The sequence below is a fragment of the Bacteroidota bacterium genome (assembly GCA_005882315.1).
GTDB lineage: Bacteria > Bacteroidota > Bacteroidia > Chitinophagales > Chitinophagaceae > VBAR01.
Map to the genome: position 1 here is coordinate 81347 of VBAR01000005.1, position 22434 is coordinate 103780.

The window sequence follows — 22434 nt, forward strand, 5'->3', positions numbered from 1 at the left end:
CTGCTTTTAAGATTTTTAATAACCAGGGAAGAAATCTCTGGTTTATTTTCCCCAGGTAAGTATAGTAACTACTACAACTGCTGTAAAAATTAATCCAATGACCAAATAACCCCGAACATTAGGCTCATGTAAATAAGAGTAAATTTTTTTCATGCACAGACATTTTAAAGTTTTAAAAAATGGTTGGAATTCCAGCAGGAGTACGGACGTGGATCGAAACAGTAAAATCTGTGGCTTTTAGAAAGATTTGAATCGGGCACAAATGTAAGGCAGTAAGACGAATGAGAAAAGGGATAAAACAGGTTTTTATTATGCTAAAAACCTGTTTTATAACCGAAAATGCTGAGGATAGATTTAGATGTCGGCGTCCTATCCTAGTTTCTTCTTTAAATTGCTGTCAATTGCATCCAAAAATTCTTCTGTATATAAATAATGTTCACCATGATTTACTTTATTACCATGAACACAAACGGCAAGATCTTTTGTCATCTTTCCGCTTTCCACAGTTTCAATACAAACAGCTTCAAGAGCATTGCTGAAATCAATTAAAGCCTGGTTGCCATCCAGTTTTCCACGGAAGGCCAAACCTCTTGTCCATGCAAAAATAGAAGCGATAGGATTCGTTGATGTTGGTTTCCCTTTCTGATGTTCACGATAGTGACGGGTAACAGTTCCGTGTGCTGCTTCTGCTTCCATCGTTTTTCCATCAGGAGTTATTAAAACAGAAGTCATTAAACCAAGTGAGCCAAAGCCTTGCGCAACAGTATCACTTTGCACATCACCATCATAATTTTTACAAGCCCAAACAAAATTACCGTTCCATTTTAGTGCACTCGCCACCATATCATCGATCAGGCGGTGTTCATAAACAATACCTGCTGCATCAAACTGTGCTTTAAATTCTTTCTGGAAGATATCTTCAAAAATATCTTTAAAGCGGCCATCGTATTTTTTAAGAATGGTATTTTTTGTAGAAAGATAGAGTGGCCATTTTTTGCTAAGGGCAATATTAAAACAGCTTCTTGCAAAACCTGTGATGCTTTCATCCGTGTTATACATCGTCAATGCAACACCATCACCTTTAAAATTATAAACTTCAAAGGTTTGTACTTCGCCACCACCTTCAGGTGCGAAAGTCATAGTCAGTTTTCCTTTTCCTTTAAAAACAGCATCTGTAGCACGGTACTGATCACCAAATGCATGACGGCCAACAATAATTGGTGCTGTCCAATTAGTTACCAGTCTTGGAATATTTTTTATGACAATTGGTTCACGGAAAACAGTTCCATCTAAAATATTACGGATCGTTCCGTTCGGGCTCTTCCACATTTGCTTCAGGTTGAACTCAGTAACTCTTGCTTCATCGGGAGTGATGGTAGCACATTTGATACCTACACCATACTGTTTAATAGCATTTGCGGCATCTACTGTCACCTGGTCATTTGTCTCATCACGGTATTCTACTCCTAAGTCATAATATTTAATATCTACATCCAAATAAGGTAAAATAAGTTTTTCCTTAATAAACTTCCATATGATTCTTGTCATTTCATCGCCATCCAGTTCTACAACTGGGTTAGCTACTTTGATTTTTGCTGCCATTATTATGTCTTTAAAATTTTGTGAAAATATTCTGAGTCGCAAACCTACAGGAATTGATGGAATCGGGCAAAGTCAATTGATGCATTTTGTCAGTCTGAAAAAAAATCAGTTGTTAGTTGAAAAAAATACAATTAAGTGTATTTTTTACTAATTGTACTTTACCTTGCGCCCATGACTGAAGGTGTTTATAATTTTCTGAATCAGCATACAGCTGTATCGGAAGATGATTTCCGATTACTGATGAGCAAGGTCACGACCCGGAATTATAATAAAAAAGAAAGACTTACTGAGATTGGAGAGGTTGAAGATCGTCTGCATTTTATCAGTAAAGGATTAATCCGGAAATTTTTTTACAGGGATAATGAAGAAGTTATTACACAGATAATAAAACAAGGAACCATCATCAGTTCAACTGCTTCTTTTTTTTCACGCAAGCCCTCACAATATATTCTCGAAGCCATGGAGCCTTCAGAAACGGTATCCATTACCTACGATGACCTTGAGTCACTTTACGGCCTTGGCAATACATGGGAAAAAATTGGAAGAGTGATCACTACTCATTTTCTCCTGCAGCAGGAGCAATTGTTAATGGATAATATCCGGCTTACAGTAAGAGAACGATTTAAAAAATTTATGAATGAAAATCCTGAGCTCATCCAAAAAGTGCCTCAAAAACAACTGGCATCATATTTAAACATCAAGCAGGAGACATTCAGCAGGATGAAGCATTTGTTATATGACCGAACAATTAAATCAGTATAGAAATTCCACGTCGCACAATGTTAATAGATTTTAATAATATCAATGAAAACTCATTGCAATATATGAGTAATTACCTGCAGCGGTTCATGCCATTTTCTGTTGAAGATGTAAAAGCTTTGCTGCCTTACTGTAGTATCCGAAAGTTTGACAAGAGAGTCGAAATAGTGAGTGAAGGTGAGGTAGATAATTACCTGAACATGGTATTGATCGGGTTAGTCAGGAAATATGTAAAGGTGAAGAAGAAGGAAACAATACTGCAATTGGCTACCGAAGGCCATGTTATTCATTCTGAAATATCTTACCTGACTCAAACACCTTCACAGGTGATACTTGAAACGCTTGAGCCTACCACACTGGTTTCAGTAAGTCACAAACAAATGCAAGATGCACTGGCCAGCTTTCCAAAAGGAGAAAGATTAGGTCGCCTGATCATGACTGGTATGTATGTAAAAAAAGATGAACGTCGTTATGAAATGCTTTCGAAATCTACAAGACAACGTTTTCTCGATTATATGAAACGCAACCCACATATGTTGCAACGGGTGCCGCAAAAATATCTTGCTTCTTACCTGAATATCACATCCGAAACATTCAGCCGCTTCAAGCATTTGCTGAAACCTTCAAAGAATATTTAGTTTTCACCGAATTATTTTTTTTGTATATTGTTACGTCCATTTGGTCACCACCTTATTTTTTTGACCACCCATGATTAGTAGCACCGAAACTGACCAGCGATTTATTCAGTTCCTGAATAAATTTCTTCCCTTTTCACAAGAGGAGTATGACCAGTTAATGAAGCCTTATGTCCAGGTTCGGAAATTTGACAAAAAGGTTATCGTACACCACGCAGGGGAAATGGAAAACTATATCAATTTTATAGTATCAGGCCTTGTCCGTAAGTATTATAAAAAAGGAAAAATGGAGATTAATACCCAGATCTCATTTGAAGACCAGATCATTCATTCACAGGAATCATTTCACAGCCGCAAAATATCAGAGTATACGGTTGAAACAATTGAGCCAACAGTAATGCTTTCCATTACCTATGATGACCTGGAAAAAGCTTATGCGGCTTCGCACAAAATGGAACATATGGGCAGGCTTATTATTACTACGGCTATGACAATAAAAGATATGTGGCAAACGCAGATGGTCACTTTATCCCCGAGAGAACGATTTATAAAATTTATAATTAAAAACCCCGAACTGGTACAACGGGTGCCACAGAAATTCCTGGCATCTTTTTTAAGTATCAAACCAGAAACCTTTAGCCGGTTCAAACATTTGCTAAAGGATGCCAGCAGGAAATACTAGCTTATTTTTTGTCTGATTGAGGTTTTGTCTTCCATCCACGCAGTTCATAATATTTTTCTTTTGGTTCTCCTGTCCATCCATTAATTCCATTTTTAGGTAACCACCAGGCATGAACAACAAGTACCAATAAAAGCATTATGCCAAGGAAAATAAAGAAACCAGTGCGACCTGTATAATAAGTAATAAGGATCGTAAGGCCAATAAAGAGGATGAGCTTCAATAATTTTCTCCACTTAGGTGCTCTTTCTTCCCAATGACCAAAATAAATGTGGCCGACTGCAAAGAACAATGCCATGATCGCAATTTCAAACCACATACATTATAAGTTTACTATCAATACAGGAATTTTTAATTCATGTCTTACTTTGTCAATTGTTTCTCCATACACCCAGTCTTTCACACCGCTGTGGCCATGTGCCCCGATCACCAGCATATCAGCATTATTTTCTTTTGATAATCGTGCAATTTCTTTTGCCCTGTTGTTGAAGCCGAGTTGTGCTGCTACTTCAAACCCTTTTTGTTTTAATTGCGCAGCATAGTTTTCAAGTCGTTCTTTATCTTTCTGCGTTTCATAATCAAAACTTTCCTGTTCATAGAATTTTGCAGGTACACTTTCTACAACATGTATAAGAATAAATCTTGAGCTTGGATTACTTTGCCCGATTGCAAATGCCAATAGCTTCGAATCATTCTCACTAAAATCCAATGCTATGGCAATACGGTTAAACGCCGGAGCCTCTATCAACTCAAGCCCTTCCTTAGCCGGATGCATTTCAAAAGAAGATTCTTTTCTGAACCGTTTGAGCCAGGGAAAAAATATTGTCATAACAAGCAAGCCGGCAAAAATTAATCCGCTAAGAATAATAATGGCTTTCCAGTACCAGGTACCGCCTGATTCGAAATACCCAACGGCTTGCTCTGTTACCATCCGCATATTCAGGTAAACAAGTACAACGGTGATCAGCCATGCCAGTATTTTGGTAAGATTGTTAATGACAAATTGCCCCATTGTTTTTTTATCGCTTACAAAATGGATCAATGGGATAATTGCAAATCCTAATTGCAGGCTTAGAATTACCTGGCTTAAAATAAGCAGGCTGTCAATATTCTTTTCTCCATTAATAACAATTACAATGATGGCGGGTGTGATAGCAACTACCCTCGTCAATAATCTTCTTAACACAGGGTTGATGCGTAATCGGAGATAACCTTCCATTACGATTTGTCCTGCTAATGTGCCTGTGATAGTTGAGCTTTGGCCGGAACAAATTAATGCAATAGCAAAAAGTTTTGGTGCAAGGCTGCTTCCTAATAATGGATCGAGCAATTCATGTGCTGTTTTTATTTCAGCTACATCCGTTCTTCCGCTTTTGAAAAAAACAGTGGCTGCTAAGATCAGGATGGCCGCATTTACAAAAAAAGCAAGATTGAGTGCAATGGCGCTATCAATGAAATTTAGTTTTAATGCTCTTTTAATACCTGCTGTATCTCTCTTGATCTTTCGTGTCTGCACCAATGCAGAATGCAGGTAAAGATTGTGCGGCATTACAGTTGCTCCGATAATGCCAATTGCAATATATAATGCAGTATCATTGGGAATGCCGGGTACAAAACCGGTTATCACTTCGGATAATTTTGGTTTTGCAATAATGATCTCAATAAGAAACGATGCGCCGATAATAAATACCAACCCGATGATGAATGCTTCCATTTTACGAATGCCCAATCGCTGCAGCAATAATAAAAGAAATGTATCAAGAACAGTTATTGCAACTGCCCATATCAATGGCATGCCGGTAAGCAATTGAATACCGATCGCCATGCCTAATACTTCTGCCAGATCTGTTGCAGCGATCGCAATTTCTGCCAAACCATACAATGCATAGTTGGCATATTTGGGATAGGTTTCTCTGTTGGCTTGTGCAAGGTCTCTTCCTCTTACAATTCCTAATCTTGCTGACAAACTCTGAAGCAATAAGGCCATCAAGTTGCTCATCAATAATACCCAAATGAGTTTGTATCCAAACTGGCTACCTCCAGCTAAATCAGTTGCCCAGTTACCGGGATCCATATAACCCACACTTACCAGATAGGCCGGGCCAAAGAATGAAAGCATTCTGCGCCATGGGGGTTTGCTCCTGGCATTTGTATCCACACTTCCATGTACTTCGCTTAACGAAACAGATATATCATGCTTACGATTCATATTTTACGAAAATATTTTTTGCCAACTGCTCACTGATAGTGATCGTAGGCTGTTTATTAATTTTTATTTCAACTGAATTATCAAAATCAAATTTTCTTTTTATTTCAAGACGTGTGCCGATAGAAATGTTTTGATGTTTGAGTACTTCAAGTAATTCGGTACTCTGGTTAGTTACCTGGCTTACAATAACCGGTTTGTTAACAGGTATTTCAGCTAATACAAATTTTTTTCCTGTTTCCAGTTTTCCATTCGCATCAGGGATCGGGTCGCCATGAGGGTCGAATTTTGGAAAACCCAAAAACTCATCCAGTTTATCAATCAATTTTTTACTGCTTATGTGCTCCATATCTTCGGCAACAGCATGTACTTCATCCCAGCTAAACTTCAGTTTTTCTGCTAAGAAATATTCCCAAAGCCGGTGACGGCGGATAATACCCAGTGCAACTTTACTACCTTCTGCCGTGAGACGAAAACCCTGGTAAGGTTGATAGTTCACCAGTTTTTTAACCTTTAGCTTTTTCATCATATCCGTGATGGAAGCGGGTTTGGTATGGAGCCGATCAGCCAGTTCATTGGTGGTTACCGTACCATCCTGCTGCTGCAAGTGGTAAATGGTCTTGATATAGTTCTCTTCACTGGTCGAAAAATTAAGCATGTCTAATTAAAAATTTAGACAAACCTAAAAAACCTTTTCCAAACTGCCAAATAGCAGCCCAAAGAAAATTATTATACATTCGGTAAAAAATAACCTATGCCGCAACGGCGAATGTTTTCTATAATCATGGTTCTGTGTGCAGGATTATTACTGGCAAACTGCAAATCCAAAAAGAAACCCGTGACCGGTGATGAGATAACAGCAGTAAAAGACCTGATTGAATTTTTTCCGCAACCGGCTGTTTCACTTCAATATAGTGACAGTGTTCTTAATCGGAAGGAAAAGGATTCATTAGCGGTGAGTTATACAACATTTTCAAAGTTTGTTCCCGACTCAATAATTGCAAAAGTTTTTGGAAAAGGGTTGAAACCAAAAAGTTTTCCGCTGGGTCGTATGGAGGATAATAACAAAACGAATTACCTGCTGATGAAAACGGTGGCGAATGAAACCCGCAATATCATTCTTTATTGTTTCGATAAAGATGAAAAACTGATCGGTGCAATTAATTTACTTAAACCGGATCAATCGCCTGCAACTACCCAAATGGTTACTATTGACAAAAACTTTAATATTGCAAAAAGCATTACCCGTAAAAATCCTGATGGAAGTATTGCTGATGGAAGAGATGTTTTTATTTTAAATGAAGAGGCGGGAAACTTTATGCTTATCCTGACTGAACAACTGGATGAGAAACTCGCCGAACTGATCAACCCGATCGATACATTACCCCGCAAACAAAAATTTTCTGCAGATTACCTGAATGGAAAAAATAATCTTGTATCTGTACGTGATGGCAGCAAACCCGATCGTTTCATTTTCTTTATCCATTTTGAAAAAAATAAAGGTGAGTGTAATGGAGAGTTAAAGGGTGAAGCCACTATCACCGGTAAGAACACGGCTGTTTACCGTCTTGGCGGCGATCCTTGTGTAATGCAGTTCACATTCTCCGCAACTTCTGTTTCACTAAAAGAAATGGAAGGCTGTGCTGCACACAGAGGATTGCGTTGTTCATTCGATGGAAGTTTTGCCAAAAAGAAACCTGTAAAGCCTGTAACGCAGAAAAAAAAGAGGTAACCTCATTTATTGATCTTTTTTCAAACGATTGCGCCTTTAATTTTCCCCTTTTGTTAATATTTATAACTGAAATCCACGGTGAAACGAACAGCTGTTTTATTATTTGAAGTTATATTGCGACACCTTACTAAAACCAATTAAGATGAGTTTTCAAAATTTCAAAATTCCGTACCAGGTTGATGACCGTTATTCAAAATCCGTTGCCTATTTCTCCATGGAATTTGCTACACACCAGCCATTAAAAATTTACAGTGGTGGTTTAGGTTTTCTTGCCGGTTCACATATGCGTAGCGCTTATGAGCTCAGGCAGAATTTAATCGGCATTGGTATTTTATGGAAATACGGATATTATGATCAGTCCCGTAACCAGGATCAAACGTTGCAAGTAACCTGGATGGAAAAAAATTCTGCTTTCTTAGAAGATACCGGGATAAAATTTCAGATCACCGTACATGAACATCCTGTTTGGGTAAAAGCTTTTTACCTGAACCCCGAAACATTCAAGACAGCTCCGATGTTTTTGTTGTCAACAGATCTTCCGGAAAATGATTATGTATCACAAACAATTTCTCATCGGCTGTATGATGCAAATGTGGCTACCAAAGTAGCACAGTTTATTTTACTTGGTGTAGGCGGTGCCAAACTGCTGGATGAGATCGGTTTTACTGCCGAACGTTACCATTTGAATGAAGCACATGCTGTGTCAGCGGCATTTTATCTTTATAATAAATTCAACAAAGATCTTGATGAAGTAAAAAAACGGTTAGTGTTTACTACGCATACACCTGAAGAAGCAGGCAATGAAAAACATGATATTTATCTCTGTCATAAGATGAGTTATTTCTGTGGACTGACAGTAGATGAAGTAAAAAAACTCTGCGGGTTACCGGATGATCGGTTTAACCACTCACTTGCAGCATTACGTTTTGCAAGACTGGCAAACGGTGTATCGCAATTGCATGGTGTGGTATCAAGAGAAATGTGGAAGAATTATGAAAATGTTTGCCCGATCATATCTATTACCAATTCACAAAACTGGCGATACTGGGCTGATAAACAGATGTACCGTTTTATGGAAGAAGGTAATGACTGGGGATTTGATGATCGAAAAAAACATTTGAAAAGAAGGGCATTTGAAATTGTTGCAGATCAAACCGGAAAATTGTTTGATCCCAATGTATTCACAATTGTTTGGGCAAGAAGATTTGCAGGTTATAAAAGAGCGAACCTTATAACGACGGATGAAAAACGTTTTGAAAGATTGCTGGGAAATAGCAAATATCCTGTACAGATACTCTGGGCAGGTAAACCTTACCCGGTTGATTATCCTGCTATATCGGAGTTCAATAATCTTGTTCATTTGAGTAAGAATTATAAAAATGTAGCTGTATTAGTTGGCTATGAATTGGCTTTATCCAAACGGATGAAACAAGCTGCAGATGTATGGTTGAATAATCCCCGTGTACCAAGAGAAGCCTCAGGCACAAGTGGTATGACAGCTGCAATGAATGGTGCAGTAAATTTTTCTACTGATGATGGATGGATACCAGAGTTTATCAATCATGGACATAATGGTTTTGTGGTGCCAAAAGCCGATTACGGAAAAATGGCGGTGCATGAACAGGATGAGTACGACCTGAATCACTTATATGAAATACTGGAGAAACAGATACTGCCTTTATACTACAACAACTATGATACCTGGCGTGCCATCATGAAGAATGGTATGCAGGATGTTCGTTTCCAGTTCGATAGTAACCGGATGGCGCATGAATACTATGAATTGCTGTACAGGTAATTTGGTTTAGTTTATTCCTTAATTTTAGGATACCTTAAAAATTATGGGATGAAAAGCTATTTTTTAATTGCAGTATTCTTTATCTGCAGAAGTTTTGCATTTGCACAGGGGAATGCTCCGCTTATACCAGTTCCCTTAATAGCGCCGGCGCAACCTCTTTTTTTGAGGGATTATTTTACCACCCCGGTAAAGATCGGTGAAGGATCAGGGATCGGAGGTTCGCCTTTCATTTTTGATGATTGGTTGCTCGCCAATATTCGTTTTATGGACGATAAAAAAGTGGATAGTATCCGTATTAAAATAAATACTTATCAGAACAAAGTGCATTATCGTGATGAGAATGGCGAAGAATTACAGGCAATTGGAAAATTTAAAGAAATAAAGATCATCGATAACAGTTCATCGTGGAATGGTACTGTTTTCTTTTCAGGTTTTGAAAAAGAAAAAAATGCTTTTTTTCAAATGATGGCCGACGGGAAAAAAGTAATGTTACTGAAAAAAGTAAAAGTTATAGTCTGGGAAACCAAAGCTATGTTTGAAGAAGCAAAAAAGGAATTTCAAAAAGAGAATGAGTTTTATTTTTATGTGAAGTACGAATTGATAAGACAGAATAAAAGCTGTAGTCAATTAACTGACGCATTTAAAAACGAAGCAGGTTTGCTGGATTTTATTTCAACTAACGATCTAAAGTGTAATAAGGAAGATGATATGAAACGGATAGTAGATTTTATTAATTCAAAATAACTGCTTAGCTGAAACCGGTAACGAGTTTATCGATCTTGTTTTCTGATTCAAAATAACCGGCCAGTTTTCTTATCACTCCTTCTACCAATGCATCCGGGCAAGAGGCGCCGCTTGTGATCAAAATTTTTAATGGTTTTTTGTCAGGTAAATAGTTTACTGTCAGTAATTCTTCTTTTGTGTGGAAATTATAATTTAATATTTCTTTGACTGAAATAATTTTTTCTTCGTCGCGGATAAAATAGGTGGGAAGTTTTTCTTCACATAACTCAACGAGATGGGAAGTGTTGCTGGAATTATAACCGCCAACAACAATTGCAAGGTCTGCCTTTGTCTGCAGCATACCTGTAACGGCGGTTTGGTTATCATTCGTTGCATAGCAAAGCGTATCTCTTGTATCGGCAAAACGTTCCTCAATAGTTGATTCATTCAAACCATAATGTGTTTGAATTGTTTGCTTCAGAAAATCAGCAATGGCCTGTGTGTCACTCGCAAGCATGGTAGTTTGGTTTACCACACCGATGCGTTGTAGGTCTTTCTTTATATCAAACTCTTTCGAGTATTGTCCATCAAATGCTGTATAAAACTCTTCAACAGATCTTTCCCCGGTAATATATTTTGCTAATTCTTTTGCTTCATTCATATCCTTTACTACTACGGACGGAGCATTAGATGCAGCATGGGAAAATGTTGCCCTTGTTTCTTCATGTTTAGGTTTACCGTGAATAACAATGGTATAATTCTTTTTTGCGATCACTTCGCTGCGGTTCCATACTTTTTCTACAAATGGGCAGGTGGTGTTGTATTTTTCTGTTTGAATTTCTTTTTCATGCAGTAATGCTTCTATTTCCAGTGTAGTACCAAATGCCGGAATGATAACTACATCATCTTTTTTCAATTCATTAAAGGAAATTATCTGTTTTCCATAAGTATCCTGCATAAACTGCACACCATGGGATTGGAGGTCAGCATTTACCTGCGGGTTATGTATCATTTCACTTAACAGGAAAATCCGTTTACCGGGATTTTCTTCTACTGTTCTGAATGCAATGTCAATGGCATTTTCAACGCCATAACAAAATCCAAAATGTCTTGCAAGGAAAATTTGCAGCGGACCAAAATCGAGTAGAGTAGGAGTAAAATCTTTTTTCATTTTATCCTGCTCTTTCCGCTTTTTCTTAATAGCGGTAATTAATGGACTGCGATAAATAATAGGAACATCAAATTGCTTCACACTGCAAATTTAGGTATTTGATTTTTGAGGTAAGATTGTGCATTATGCTCCTTCTTCCTAACTAAAAATGCCGCTTCAACTGAGCGGCATTTTAAATTATTATTAGTTATTAATCTCTATTAATCATCTCCAAGGTTCAGTGGGTAGGTATGAGTACCATTGTATCCCGGATAAAAACCTTCAAGCTCAACGGTGCCTGTTACATTGGAAAGTAACTTGCTCAATTCTTCAACAGTTGTTACTTCATTTCCATTCACACTTGTAATAACAAATCCTTCCTCCATCTTCGAAGCCTTCAATGCGCCATTTGCTCTTAAGGATTTTACAATTACACCGCCTTCAACACCATAGGCAGTTGCCCGGCTTTTCGGAAAACTTTCCAGTGTGCCACCCAATTTCTCCTGAATGTTTGTTGCAGTTACCACTTCCAGTTTACCTGCAGATTCTTTCAGGATAACTGTTGTTACATATTCCTTGCCGGTACGTATATAAGTCACCGGTACTTTATCACCGGGCTTAAATTGTGCGATCTGTCCGCTCATTTCCAAACCATTTGAAACGGTGCTGTTATTTACTTTAGTGATCACATCACCTTTTTTAATTCCGGCTGAGGCAGCAGCGCCATCATTAGGTACTGCGCTTACAAAAACACCCGAACCATCATTTACTCCGGCTTTCTTCACTTCTTTTTCATTCAGATCTTCATTGGGAATATAGCTGATTCCCAAAAATCCGCGTTTAACATCACCATACTGTATCAGATCGTTCACTATTTTCTTTACAATATTTACAGGGATAGCGAAACCATAGCCAATATAACTGCCGGAATAACCACCATTGATAGCAGAATTAATCCCGATCAATTGTCCATCCGTATTGATTAACGCACCACCGCTATTGCCCTGGTTGATGGCTGCATCGGTTTGAATGAATGATTCAATTGGCGTCTGGCTTTGACGACTGTTAATACCAATTGTTCTTTCCTTTGCGCTAACAATACCTGCAGTTACAGTTGTTTCCAGCGAAAGAGGATAACCTACCGCCAATACCCACTGACCGAGTTTTACATTATCTGAATTTCCATATAGCATAAAAGGAAGACTCTTGCCATCAATTTTTAATACAGCAAGATCGCTGCTGGGATCACGGCCAATGAGCCGGGCCTTATAAACCTTTTTATTATTGAGTGTAACTGTAATTTCTTCAGCTATTCCCTGGCCGCCATCAGAAATTACATGGTTGTTGGTTACTATATAACCATCTTCGGAGATCAGCACACCGCTGCCAGATGCTTTTTGTTCCGGGATTACTTGTGGGCCAAATTCAAAGAACCTCTCAAACCAATCGTCCATATTATTACCCCTGCTACGTGGTAGGCTATTACTCGCCTGCTTTGCAGGAATTTTTGTTTTTATATGAACAACAGCTTGTACAGCTGCTTCGGATGCTTTTGTAAAATCAATGGTAGCCGTAGGTGTACCGTCTTCATTAAAGCCAACATAGTTTACCGGCATTTTACCTGAATCGGTTTGTTGTACAAAGGTCACTGGGTTTTTGCCAATGATTTTTCCATAAATCCATACGCTTCCAATTGCTGAAAAGGCGCTGATGCCTGCAATCAGTAAAAGTTGTTTCAATTTCATATTCATGGGTTTTTAAAATGTGTTTTCAAAAATTGTTCCTTATGTCCTGCAAATTACCAAAGCGTCAGTTCAAATGTAATACCGTCAGTTTAGTTTAACAAAGCCTTTACTAAAGGCTTCGTAGTTCTTTGATATTTCAAATTTAATCATCATTTCAGATATACGGTAACCTGGGTTATAGGTTGTGTAAAAAATCCATTGTATTCACCCCATCGGCAAAATCATCCAACCCGGGAAATTGTGCCTGGCCGAAGGGAACAAAATCCTTGCCTACGATGCACTGCAGATCCTGGCTCATATTCAATGTGGCTTTCACAGAATCCAGGTCAGAATAGAATTCATAGTTCAACTGGCTGATAGGCGAAAAGATAGAAGACTCCTGCACAAGGAGGAGTGAGCTATTACTCATGTAATATTTACTATTCAGAATATGGATAGCGAGGTTATAATCATAATTGTTTTTGTATTTATAATGATCGGCCAGCCAGTTGTACTTCTTAAAACTTTCGAGTAAGGGAATAAAATCATAACCTTCCGGAACATAGATCTTGGTCACATTCCTGCAGCCCAAACCAAAAAACAGGTACACATCATCTGCCAATTTTTCAAGTTCGGCGGTGGTCTCATTGCCGGAAAGTATTGCGACTGAAGTTTTATTACGGCGGATAATATGGGAGTACTTACCAAAATAATATTCGAAATAACGGGAGCTATTATTACTGCCTGTGGCAATATAGGCATCACAGCCTTTCAGCATTTCTTCAAACCTGATAAAAGAAGATGTCTCTGGTTCCCATTCAATGAGTTTATCTGTAAGATGTTTAATTAGCGTTTCATCCTTTGATGATAATTTTATTAAAGCCTTATGTCCGCTTATGAATACTGCAAGCAGATCATGAAAGCCGACCATTGGAATATTACCTGCCATGATTATTCCAACCATCTTTGGGTTTTCAAGGGTTGATTTCAGATCATACGCTTTTGCCCATTGTTCAAGTAAATCCTTCTGCAAAAAACGCCGGGCTATATTTTCTGAAGCGAGGTTGGTAAATTCAGGGATGAACCAACCATTGACGTGACCGGCTTTTATTTTGGCTTCAGCCCACTGTTCGTTGCCCGATAAAATATATTCTCCCAGTCTTGATAATAAATTAATCCTGTATTGTAAATTCATTCCTGTATTTTATATTTGAGGCACAAATTTAGTTTGCAACCCCTTTAAATAAATTTTTTATGGCAATCAAGATTACTGAAGAATGTATAAACTGCGGCGCCTGCGAGCCCGAATGTCCAAACAATGCGATTTATGAAGGTGGCGTGGAATGGGCCGTAAGTGATGGTACAACTGTAAAAGGTTCTTATACATTGATGGACGGCACAGTTGTAGATGCAGATCAGAAAAATGCCCCCGTATCAAATGATATTTACTATATCACACCCAATAAATGCACAGAATGCCAGGGTTTTCATGAAGAACCTCAGTGTGCTGCTGTTTGCCCTGTAGATTGTTGTGTACCCGATGAAATGTACCAGGAAACAGTTGATGATTTACTGGCTAAAAAAGGAAAGTTGCACATTTAATTTGTGCTTTTCGTGTGCAAAAGAATCAAGACTTAAAGTTGTCAATGCCTTTTTGAGTTAATACCTTTAGTACAGGTTAAAATATATAATGTAGCGGCGATAAGCCGCAATTAAAATGGCGGGTGATATTTCCCGTCAGTAAAAAGGTGAGGGCAACACAGTCTTCACCTTTCTTATTTAGCTTCTATCCCCATTCTCCATAGCAGGCAGGTCTAAAAAGACGTAAGAAACAGCTTATTATAAATTTATTTTAGCAATTCAGGTTTCCCAGTCTTGGTTTTTTAGTGAATATTTGTGCATCCAAAATCACACACTATTCCATGAAGAAAAAAATAGCTCTTGTCACAGGTGGCTTTTCCGGGGAGGCACAGATTTCTTATAAAAGTGCAGTTACCATTGATAAAAACCTTGACCGGGAAAAATTCGAAGTATATAAAATTGATATCAACCCACAAGGTTGGTTTTATGATTTGCCGGATGGCAGTAAGACAGAGATCAATAAGAACGATTTTTCACTTAATATCAATGGGAAGAAAATAAATTTTGATGCTGTGTTCATTGGCATGCACGGCACACCCGGAGAGGATGGAAAACTGCCAGGCTTTTTTGATACGTTGAAGATCCCTTACACTTGTTGTGATGCAGCAACATCTGCTATTACTTTTAATAAAAGATATACTGTTGCGGTTGCCAAAATGGGTGGCATCAATGTTGCTGAATCAGTTCACCTGTTCCGTCATACTGCCTATAATACCAGTGAAATTTTAAACAAACTGAAACTGCCGGTATTTGTAAAGCCCAATAATGGCGGCAGCAGTATTGGCATGAGCAAAGTGCATAAGCCAGAAGATCTTGAAGAAGCAATAGAAAAAGCATTTAAAGAAGATGACCAGGTATTGGTAGAGCAAATGGTGAAAGGAAGAGAATTTACAGTTGGCGTTTTTAAATCAAAAGGCGAAATAACCGTATTGCCGATCACTGAAGTGATGACAGAAAAAGATTTTTTTGATTTTGAAGCAAAATACCAGGGAAAATCATCTGAGGTAACGCCTGCTGAAATTGATGAATCGGTTGCAAATAAGATTCGCAATGCGGCAAAAAAAATTTACCAGGTTCTTAACTGTCGGGGAGTGGTGAGGATCGATTTTATATACAATGAAGAGGTCGGCGAACCGTTTATGCTGGAAGTAAATACTATTCCGGGACAAACTGATGCAAGCATTATACCCCAGCAAGTAAAGAGTCTTGGCTGGGACCTGAAAGATTTTTATTCAAAACTGGTAGAAGAAATTTTATAAACGAAAATAACAGAGTGCTAAAACAAATCACACATCGTCCACTTTGGGTAAACCTGCTCGTTGGTCTATTATTGATCATAGGAGTTTTCACAGTGTTTATTTTGTCATTGAACTGGCTCACCAATCATGGCAAATCAAAAACTATACCCGCTGTAGTAGGAAAAAATTTCGATGAAGCAATGGATATCCTGAAAAAGCAGGGCTTTGATGTGACGGTACAGGATTCCATTTATGTTGATACGCTTCCGAAATTTACCGTCATCAAACAATTTCCATCTCCTGATGCAGTCGTGAAAGTAAACCGGAATGTTTATATCACAGTAAACCGTGCTGTTCCCCCAATGGTTGAAATGCCTAACCTTGTTAATTATAGTTTTCGCAGTGCTGAAATGGGTTTAAAAAATAATAATCTAAGGTTGGGAGATACAACCTTCAAACCGAGATTTGACAAGCATACAGTCATGGAACAATGGTATAATGGGGCGCCTATTGCGCCGGGTACAAAGATCAGGATGGGAAGTAAGATCGATCTTGTGCTTGCAAGTGGTGTCGGCAACCTTGAGTTTTCGGTTCCAGATTTAAGAGGACTGAGTTATGGACAAGCTAAAGGAATGCTGGAATCAAATGGACTCGTCATTGAATTGATGCAGGTTGATGCAGATATAACCGATACTATGAATGCCTTCATTTATAAACAGGAGCCTTCACAATTTGATGATGAAGGCAAAAAGATCAAAATCAGGTCAGGCCAAATGATGAATGTGTGGCTTAGTAGGGAAAGAATAGTTATTGACACGGCGACCAAACAACTACCACTTTAAAAGAATTTATATGAACAACATTACAGTTGAAGAATTGAAGGCCCGGATGGATGCAGGCGAAAAAGTTAACCTTATCGATTGCCGTGAGCCGGATGAATATGCTGAATTCAATATCGGTGGTAAATTATTACCATTAGGCATGATCCAATCTATGCAGACTGAAGAAATCGATGATTTGAAAGATGAAGAGGTAATTGTTCATTGTCGCAGCGGCAAACGCAGCGTTACTGCCTGTATGTTTTTAGAAACACTCGGTTTCTCCAATACTGTAAACGTTGTTGGCGGTGTGCTGGATTGGCAGACGAAATTTGGTAGTGGAAAATAATTAGTCGCTAGTCAGCGGTCAATGGTTTTGACTAACGACTATCTATTTCTATCTCAGAATTTAAAATTCACTGAGATCATAAAATTTCTTCCCGCCATCGGAAAATAATAATTCTCTGTTGTCATACTTCCTCCATAGATATAACTGAATGTATAGCCATTCGGTTCGTATTTTTCATCCAGGATATTATTCAGTTGAAAAATGAAACTGGTTTCAAGCCGATGGCTATCGGCTTTCTTTTTGCCTTTTATAGTGTAGATCGTTCTGAGATCCTGGGTATAAAATCCATCAAGTTTGCGGGCATCATTTGAAGTATTATCAAGATACTGCTTGCTTACGACTTTAAACGGCAAGCTGATCTCCCAGTTTTCCATAGGTAAAATATTAAGTGAACCGCCACTCACTACAGAAGGCGATAAGGCAATATCTGGTGAGGAGTAATTATATGTTTGTTGCCCGCCATTATCATAATCATCTACATACTCAGTAAAATTCTCAACTTTGTTTTTGCTTAACGCAATATTTGCAGTTGCATTTATCCATTTATTAAACTTATAAGCCCCTTGTATTTCGATGCCTTTCCGATAGCTTTCTGGAATATTTGTTCTTGTATAAGCGCCAACGTCATTTATTTTTCCTGAAAGTACCAACTGGTCCTTATAGCTCATGTAATAAATATTTGCTGATATATTCCATTTCAGTTTTACGAATTCTGCGCCTGCTTCCCAATCATACAATTTTTCTGGTTTGGGTTGTTGTATTTCGCTTGCTTCAAAATCATCCCTGTTCGGTTCTTTATTGGCTACTGCAAATGATAAGTAGCCTTTCCATTTATTCTTATTGAAACTGATACCGGCTTTTGGATTAAAAAAACTGTAACCATTATTAATGATCAGTGTTGGGTTATCTCTAAATCCGTTGATATCATAGTTCACCTGCCGGAATTGCAGATCATAAAAGAAGTGCCAGTAGTCGGCAAACCGTGTTTGTTGTTTTAGGTAAATATTAAAATCCTTTTTTACGGCATCGAGGTCATAGTAATTTTTTATATAAGGCAATCCTTCTTCTGCCCATATTACTTTTCCGAAATGATTTCCGTCGTACTGTGTAACAGCACCTCCTAATGTGATATCGCTTGCTTTGTCTTTATAATTTAATGAAAAGATGTTTCCATAATAATCATTATCCAGCCACAATTGCCTCACTAGATCCGAAGTGGTTGTATTCATGTCAGGATAGGGGAGATCATAATCAGCATAATCTTCGTCAGCCTTGTACTGTTCGTAGTAACCTTTACCTTTTATCAAAAACAAAGCAGTACTGAAATTGAATTTTGAAGAGAATTTATGATTGAAAAAAAATTGGTAATGGTCCTGTTTATAATTATCTGTTTCATTATCGTAAGGCTCGTTGGGTCGTTCGGTGCCTGCATAGTTAACAGTACGGTTACCTGCAATTAGATCCGCTTCAGAAATTCCATACCATGCCTGGTAAGTTTTTTCTTTACCTGAAAAAATATTTAAACGTAGCGAAGACTTCTTATTGATATAAGCAGTGGAAAAATAAATTGATTTCAGGTTACTGGAAGCCCTGTCAATAAAACCATCACTGCTGATCCTTGAAAGCCGAAGGTCGGTGGTAAAATGGCCGGCTATTAATCCGCTTCCGATTTTCAATGTATTTTTAAAACTATTAAATGAACCTGCAGAGTTATTCAACTCAAAATAAGGTTTATCATTTACCTCGTTTGTGCTGAAGTTGATTGAAGCACCAAATGCTCCTGCGCCGTTTGAAGAGGTGCCAACACCTCTTTGAATCTGCACACTTCCGGTTGATGAACTGAAATCAGGCAGGTCAACAAAAAAACTTCCCTGACTTTCTGCATCATTGAACGGAACTCCATTCAGTGTAACATTAATTCTTGATGCGTCAGTACCACGGATGCGGATGCCTGTATAACCAATACCATTACCGGCATCTGAGTTTACAACTACTCCGGGAGTTTGATTCAGCAAGAAAGGGATATCAACGCCGGTATTAATTTTTTCCAATGTCTTTTTTGAGATATTGGATTTTGTGAAAGGAGAATTTTCTCCGGCACGGATGGCCCTAACTTCTACTGGTGTCAGTAAATAAAAACTGTCTTGTGTGATCTCTTTTTCCTGGGAGTTGACAAACTGTGACAGGCAAACTGAAATGATAAAAGATGCAATCCTCTTCATTTTAAAAAAATTTGTTGTTCCGTTATAAACGGGACAGATTAATTAAATAAATAAAGAGGGAAATGCTGTTAAGAAAGGAGATAACATAACGATCTATCCTTCCCTGCGCAGGCATTACCCTGATCAGGTCTTACGGGTATTTCTCAGCCGTCCGGCCAATTGGCGGACAGCACCCCGGGAACACTGAAACTAAAAGCTTTTAGCTTTTTTAAAGAACTGGTGCAAAAATAAAGAGGAAAAATCTTTTAGAGGGTGTAACTTTTCTACGCCACCCTTCGTATTATACAAAAAAACCAGGGTTTATGAAAAAAGTTATCTTATCCTTTCTGTTATTGACAGGTATTTTAGTTTCCATTTTGGGTCAGGAGGTTATCAATGATGCTAACGCATCCACAAGAAATGTCAGTGGTTTTCATGGCGTTGACGTAGCTACAGGCATCACATTGATTCTTACAGAAGGTTCTGAAGAAGCTGTTGCTGTCAGTGCATCCACAACAGAGTTTCGTGATAAAATAGTGACTGAAGTGGTAAACGGCATTTTGAAAATTCATTATGAAACAAAAACAGGATCCATCAACAAGAAATATGAAAACAAAAGGCTTAAAGCCTATGTTTCTTATAAAAGCCTCGATTATTTGGCAGTAACTACTGGTGCTGAACTAAGGATCAAAGGGGTTTTTAAATCTCCAACACTTGATTTAAAAGCTAATACCGGTGGAATTGTTAATGGAGAAGTAAATATTACAACACTTAAAGTAGATCAGAATACAGGCTCCCGAATTACACTAAGTGGTCAAGTTGATAAACTTGAAGCTGAGGGTGATACAGGAAGCAGGTTTTTGGGAGAAGAACTTGCAACATCATCATGTGATATAACTGTAAGCACCGGGGCAGGTGTACATATAAGTGTTCAAAAAGAAATGAATGTAAAGGCCAATACAGGTGGTTATGTAAAGTACAAAGGTGAAGCTGGTATCAGGGATATAAAAACAAATACGGGTGGTCATGTAAGCCGCATTTAATTATTCAACTCCAAATTTTAAATCATGAAAAAACTTATAGGAATAGTTACTGCGGCGTTCTTAACAATATCGGCATCGGCACAAACAACAATTAGCGATGCCAATGCAGTTGAAAGAAAAGTAAGTGGGTTTCATGCCGTTCATATTGCAAGTGGCATTGATCTCTATCTCAGCCAGGGCAATGAGGCTGTCGCCGTAAGTGCATCAGAAACGAAATACCGGGATAAAATAAGAACTGAAGTGAAGGATGGTGTATTGAAAATATGGTATGAACACGAGGAAGGTAATATTCGTATTTCGTGGGGCAATCACAAAATGAAGGCCTATGTATCTGCAAAAACATTGGATGGTTTAGTTGCATCGGGTGGTTCAGATGTGATCGTGGATGGAACTTTCAAAACTGATAAACTTGACCTCAAGGTATCGGGTGGCAGTGATTTTAAAGGAAGGGTTGAGGCAAGCGAAGTAAAAGCAGATGCAAGTGGCGGCTCTGATATTATTATTTCAGGCTCTGCAAAATCAATTCATATTGAAGCAAGTGGCGGCAGTGATTTTAAGGGATCTGATCTGGTTGTTGAAAACTGTTATATAGATGCCAGTGGTGGTAGCGATGTCTCTATTACAGTAAATAAAGAATTAACCGTTGATGCTACCGGTGGGAGTGATGTCCGTTATAAAGGAACAGGCCTGATCCGTGAAATAAAAAGCAGCGGTGGCGGCAGTGTAAAGAAAATTTCAAAATAAGTTTTAAATTATTAACGAATATGAAAAAGTTTTCAATAGCAATTGCAGGGTTATTTTTTTCAATGCTGTCAATTGGTCAGAGAATAAATGATGCGAATGCCGAAATAAGGGAAGCAAAGAATTTTCATGCTATAAAACTTTCCAGTGCATTTGATGTGTATATCACACAAGGCAATGAAGAATCTGTTGCTGTGAGTGCTTCTGATGTGAAATACAGAAATGAAATTGAAGTGAAAGTAGAAGGAGGTGTTTTGTTCATCGGATTAAAAAAATCCAGCTGGACAAAAAAATGGAATGGTAGCAAAATGAAACTCCGTGCTTATATTTCTTTTAAAAGCATTGATAAGCTGGATGTTTCAGGCGCATGTGATGTTTCCATACAGGGAAAAATAAAGGAGGAGAATCTCAAAATAGTATTAAGCGGCGCCAGCGATATAAGGGCAAAAGAGGGAGAGTTTGATGTACAAAAAATGAATATTGATCTGAGTGGTGCTTCAGATATGACAGTAACAGGATCGGCTTCTAATTTAAATATTAAAGCAAGCGGTGCCAGCTCATTCAAGGGTTATGATTTTAAAACAGATTATTGTGATGCCGATATAAGCGGTGCAAGCAGTATAAAAATTACAGTAAACAAAGAATTATCTGCCAGGGCAAGTGGTGCCAGCGATCTAAGATACCAGGGTGATGGATTGATACGTGATATCAAAACAAATGGTGCAAGTAGTGTATCAAGAAACAGATCTTAGCTATTAAAAACTAATAAAAAGAAAGGGTTCCAGTGGAACCCTTTCTTTTTATTTTATTGTTTAACGAGAGTTGTAGTGATCCTGTCACCGGGAACTAATTGATCTGTAATATAAATTACGAGGCTTTTACAATCGAAGCTCTGAATGGTTGCAACATCCCCATCTACAGTAATTGTGCTTCCACTATAAGACCATGTACCCGAATAACTGCCGTTGGGTGTGCAAACTGTACCCGCATCCTGATAGTTATAGGCACCGTTAGAATTCAATACAAGAATATCGTCTTTTTCACAGGCATCTAAAGTTGCAAAAAAGTCCTGTTCAGCAGAACTGGATGTTTGTTTGTATTTGATAGCAGTTTGGCGGTAATTTCCGGAAAGTGAAGCTGTACTTGTGGTACATTCATCTTTGTCTTTTTTACAGGAAATAACGGTTAATGCTGCAAGAGTAACAGAGAATAAAAGCTTTTTCATGATATGATTTTAGTTAAAAATTAATAAGGTAGCGAAATTAGCAATTAGATTCCTGCCCGGCAATTGTTATCACATATATCTCTATTCAAACTTAATTATACGTTTTTAGTGTAGTAATTCTTCATCTCATAATTGAGTAGATATTTGTTTGGCTGCAATGTGTAATCCGG

General features: G+C 38.1%; 22 protein-coding genes and 1 riboswitch. Of the genes, 13 read left to right on the plus strand and 9 right to left on the minus strand.

Translation table 11 applies throughout. From position 1 onward, the window contains the following. Window positions 1–369: 369 nt before the first annotated feature. A complete protein-coding gene (locus E6H07_18020; GenBank protein TMI61796.1) occupies window positions 370–1602 on the minus strand; it encodes an isocitrate dehydrogenase (NADP(+)) in 1233 nt (410 codons plus the stop codon). 171 nt (window positions 1603–1773) lie between these two features. Here E6H07_18020 and E6H07_18025 point away from each other — a divergent pair, with 171 nt between their 5' ends. The 3 genes from E6H07_18025 to E6H07_18035 all read left to right on the plus strand — a co-directional run bounded on the left by E6H07_18025 (window position 1774) and on the right by E6H07_18035 (window position 3678). Continuing rightward, a complete protein-coding gene (locus tag E6H07_18025; protein TMI61797.1) occupies window positions 1774–2364 on the plus strand; it encodes a Crp/Fnr family transcriptional regulator in 591 nt (196 codons plus the stop codon). Window positions 2365–2381: 17 nt separating this feature from the next. Next, the gene (locus E6H07_18030) at window positions 2382–2999 is read left to right on the plus strand and encodes a Crp/Fnr family transcriptional regulator (GenBank protein TMI61798.1); all 618 of its coding nucleotides are present in this window, start codon (window positions 2382–2384) and stop codon (window positions 2997–2999) included. A gap of 73 nt (window positions 3000–3072) precedes the next feature. Then, window positions 3073–3678, plus strand: a complete 606-nt coding sequence (locus E6H07_18035; protein TMI61867.1) for a Crp/Fnr family transcriptional regulator — start codon at window positions 3073–3075, stop codon at window positions 3676–3678. A gap of 1 nt (window position 3679) precedes the next feature. On the opposite strand, the gene E6H07_18040 is transcribed toward E6H07_18035, so the two are convergent. From E6H07_18040 to E6H07_18050, 3 genes are read right to left on the minus strand one after another with little or no spacing between them, the layout of a single operon-like run. Further along, complete coding sequence (locus tag E6H07_18040; GenBank protein TMI61799.1) at window positions 3680–3994, minus strand: hypothetical protein; 315 nt, start codon at window positions 3992–3994, stop codon at window positions 3680–3682. Between the two features lie 3 nt (window positions 3995–3997). Then, window positions 3998–5884 carry an iron/manganese transporter gene (locus E6H07_18045; protein ID TMI61800.1) on the minus strand — a complete coding sequence of 629 codons (1887 nt, stop codon included), beginning with the start codon at window positions 5882–5884 and terminating at the stop codon, window positions 3998–4000. Beyond that, window positions 5874–6539: a metal-dependent transcriptional regulator gene (locus tag E6H07_18050; protein TMI61801.1), complete on the minus strand. Its 666-nt coding sequence runs from the start codon at window positions 6537–6539 to the stop codon at window positions 5874–5876. The genes E6H07_18045 and E6H07_18050 overlap by 11 nt, the downstream gene beginning before the upstream one ends. Before the next feature lie 96 nt (window positions 6540–6635). On the opposite strand from E6H07_18050, the gene E6H07_18055 reads away from it, so the two are divergent. From E6H07_18055 to E6H07_18065, 3 genes are all read left to right on the plus strand, one after another. After that, window positions 6636–7613 (plus strand): hypothetical protein, encoded by a 978-nt coding sequence (locus tag E6H07_18055; protein ID TMI61802.1) that lies wholly within the window; start codon window positions 6636–6638, stop codon window positions 7611–7613. A gap of 142 nt (window positions 7614–7755) precedes the next feature. After that, complete coding sequence (gene glgP, locus E6H07_18060) at window positions 7756–9411, plus strand: alpha-glucan family phosphorylase (GenBank protein ID TMI61803.1); 1656 nt, start codon at window positions 7756–7758, stop codon at window positions 9409–9411. Window positions 9412–9459: 48 nt separating this feature from the next. Beyond that, complete coding sequence (locus E6H07_18065; GenBank protein TMI61804.1) at window positions 9460–10155, plus strand: hypothetical protein; 696 nt, start codon at window positions 9460–9462, stop codon at window positions 10153–10155. A 4-nt stretch (window positions 10156–10159) separates the two neighbouring features. On the opposite strand, the gene E6H07_18070 is transcribed toward E6H07_18065, so the two are convergent. The 3 genes from E6H07_18070 to E6H07_18080 all read right to left on the minus strand — a co-directional run bounded on the left by E6H07_18070 (window position 10160) and on the right by E6H07_18080 (window position 14203). Beyond that, on the minus strand, window positions 10160–11386 hold the full coding sequence (locus E6H07_18070) for a 4-hydroxy-3-methylbut-2-enyl diphosphate reductase (GenBank protein ID TMI61805.1): 1227 nt from the start codon (window positions 11384–11386) through the stop codon (window positions 10160–10162). A gap of 119 nt (window positions 11387–11505) precedes the next feature. Further along, on the minus strand, window positions 11506–13029 hold the full coding sequence (locus tag E6H07_18075; protein TMI61806.1) for a PDZ domain-containing protein: 1524 nt from the start codon (window positions 13027–13029) through the stop codon (window positions 11506–11508). A 175-nt stretch (window positions 13030–13204) separates the two neighbouring features. Then, the gene (locus E6H07_18080) at window positions 13205–14203 is read right to left on the minus strand and encodes an acyl-CoA reductase (protein TMI61807.1); all 999 of its coding nucleotides are present in this window, start codon (window positions 14201–14203) and stop codon (window positions 13205–13207) included. Window positions 14204–14262: 59 nt separating this feature from the next. Here E6H07_18080 and E6H07_18085 point away from each other — a divergent pair, with 59 nt between their 5' ends. From E6H07_18085 to E6H07_18100, 4 genes are all read left to right on the plus strand, one after another. Then, entirely contained in the window at window positions 14263–14610 is a 348-nt protein-coding gene (locus E6H07_18085) for a 4Fe-4S dicluster domain-containing protein (GenBank protein TMI61808.1), read from the plus strand. Window positions 14611–14930: 320 nt separating this feature from the next. Further along, a complete protein-coding gene (locus E6H07_18090) occupies window positions 14931–15908 on the plus strand; it encodes a D-alanine--D-alanine ligase (protein TMI61809.1) in 978 nt (325 codons plus the stop codon). A gap of 14 nt (window positions 15909–15922) precedes the next feature. Next, window positions 15923–16729, plus strand: a complete 807-nt coding sequence (locus E6H07_18095; protein ID TMI61810.1) for a PASTA domain-containing protein — start codon at window positions 15923–15925, stop codon at window positions 16727–16729. 10 nt (window positions 16730–16739) lie between these two features. Continuing rightward, the gene (locus E6H07_18100) at window positions 16740–17054 is read left to right on the plus strand and encodes a rhodanese-like domain-containing protein (GenBank protein TMI61811.1); all 315 of its coding nucleotides are present in this window, start codon (window positions 16740–16742) and stop codon (window positions 17052–17054) included. Between the two features lie 53 nt (window positions 17055–17107). Here the strand turns inward: E6H07_18100 and E6H07_18105 are convergent, their stop codons facing one another. Then, window positions 17108–19276, minus strand: coding sequence for a TonB-dependent receptor (locus E6H07_18105; protein ID TMI61812.1), 2169 nt, complete (start codon window positions 19274–19276; stop codon window positions 17108–17110). 83 nt (window positions 19277–19359) lie between these two features. Next, a riboswitch (TPP riboswitch) is annotated at window positions 19360–19463 on the minus strand. Window positions 19464–19578: 115 nt separating this feature from the next. Between E6H07_18105 and E6H07_18110 the strand changes: the two genes are divergently transcribed. Genes E6H07_18110 through E6H07_18120 form a run of 3 tightly spaced genes read left to right on the plus strand, consistent with a single transcriptional unit; the run spans window position 19579 to window position 21791 of the window. Further along, window positions 19579–20298 carry a DUF2807 domain-containing protein gene (locus E6H07_18110; protein TMI61813.1) on the plus strand — a complete coding sequence of 240 codons (720 nt, stop codon included), beginning with the start codon at window positions 19579–19581 and terminating at the stop codon, window positions 20296–20298. A gap of 24 nt (window positions 20299–20322) precedes the next feature. After that, complete coding sequence (locus E6H07_18115; GenBank protein ID TMI61814.1) at window positions 20323–21042, plus strand: DUF2807 domain-containing protein; 720 nt, start codon at window positions 20323–20325, stop codon at window positions 21040–21042. Between the two features lie 20 nt (window positions 21043–21062). After that, window positions 21063–21791, plus strand: coding sequence for a DUF2807 domain-containing protein (locus tag E6H07_18120; GenBank protein TMI61815.1), 729 nt, complete (start codon window positions 21063–21065; stop codon window positions 21789–21791). Between the two features lie 53 nt (window positions 21792–21844). On the opposite strand, the gene E6H07_18125 is transcribed toward E6H07_18120, so the two are convergent. Continuing rightward, window positions 21845–22264 carry a lipocalin family protein gene (locus tag E6H07_18125; GenBank protein ID TMI61816.1) on the minus strand — a complete coding sequence of 140 codons (420 nt, stop codon included), beginning with the start codon at window positions 22262–22264 and terminating at the stop codon, window positions 21845–21847. Window positions 22265–22434 lie beyond the last annotated feature (170 nt).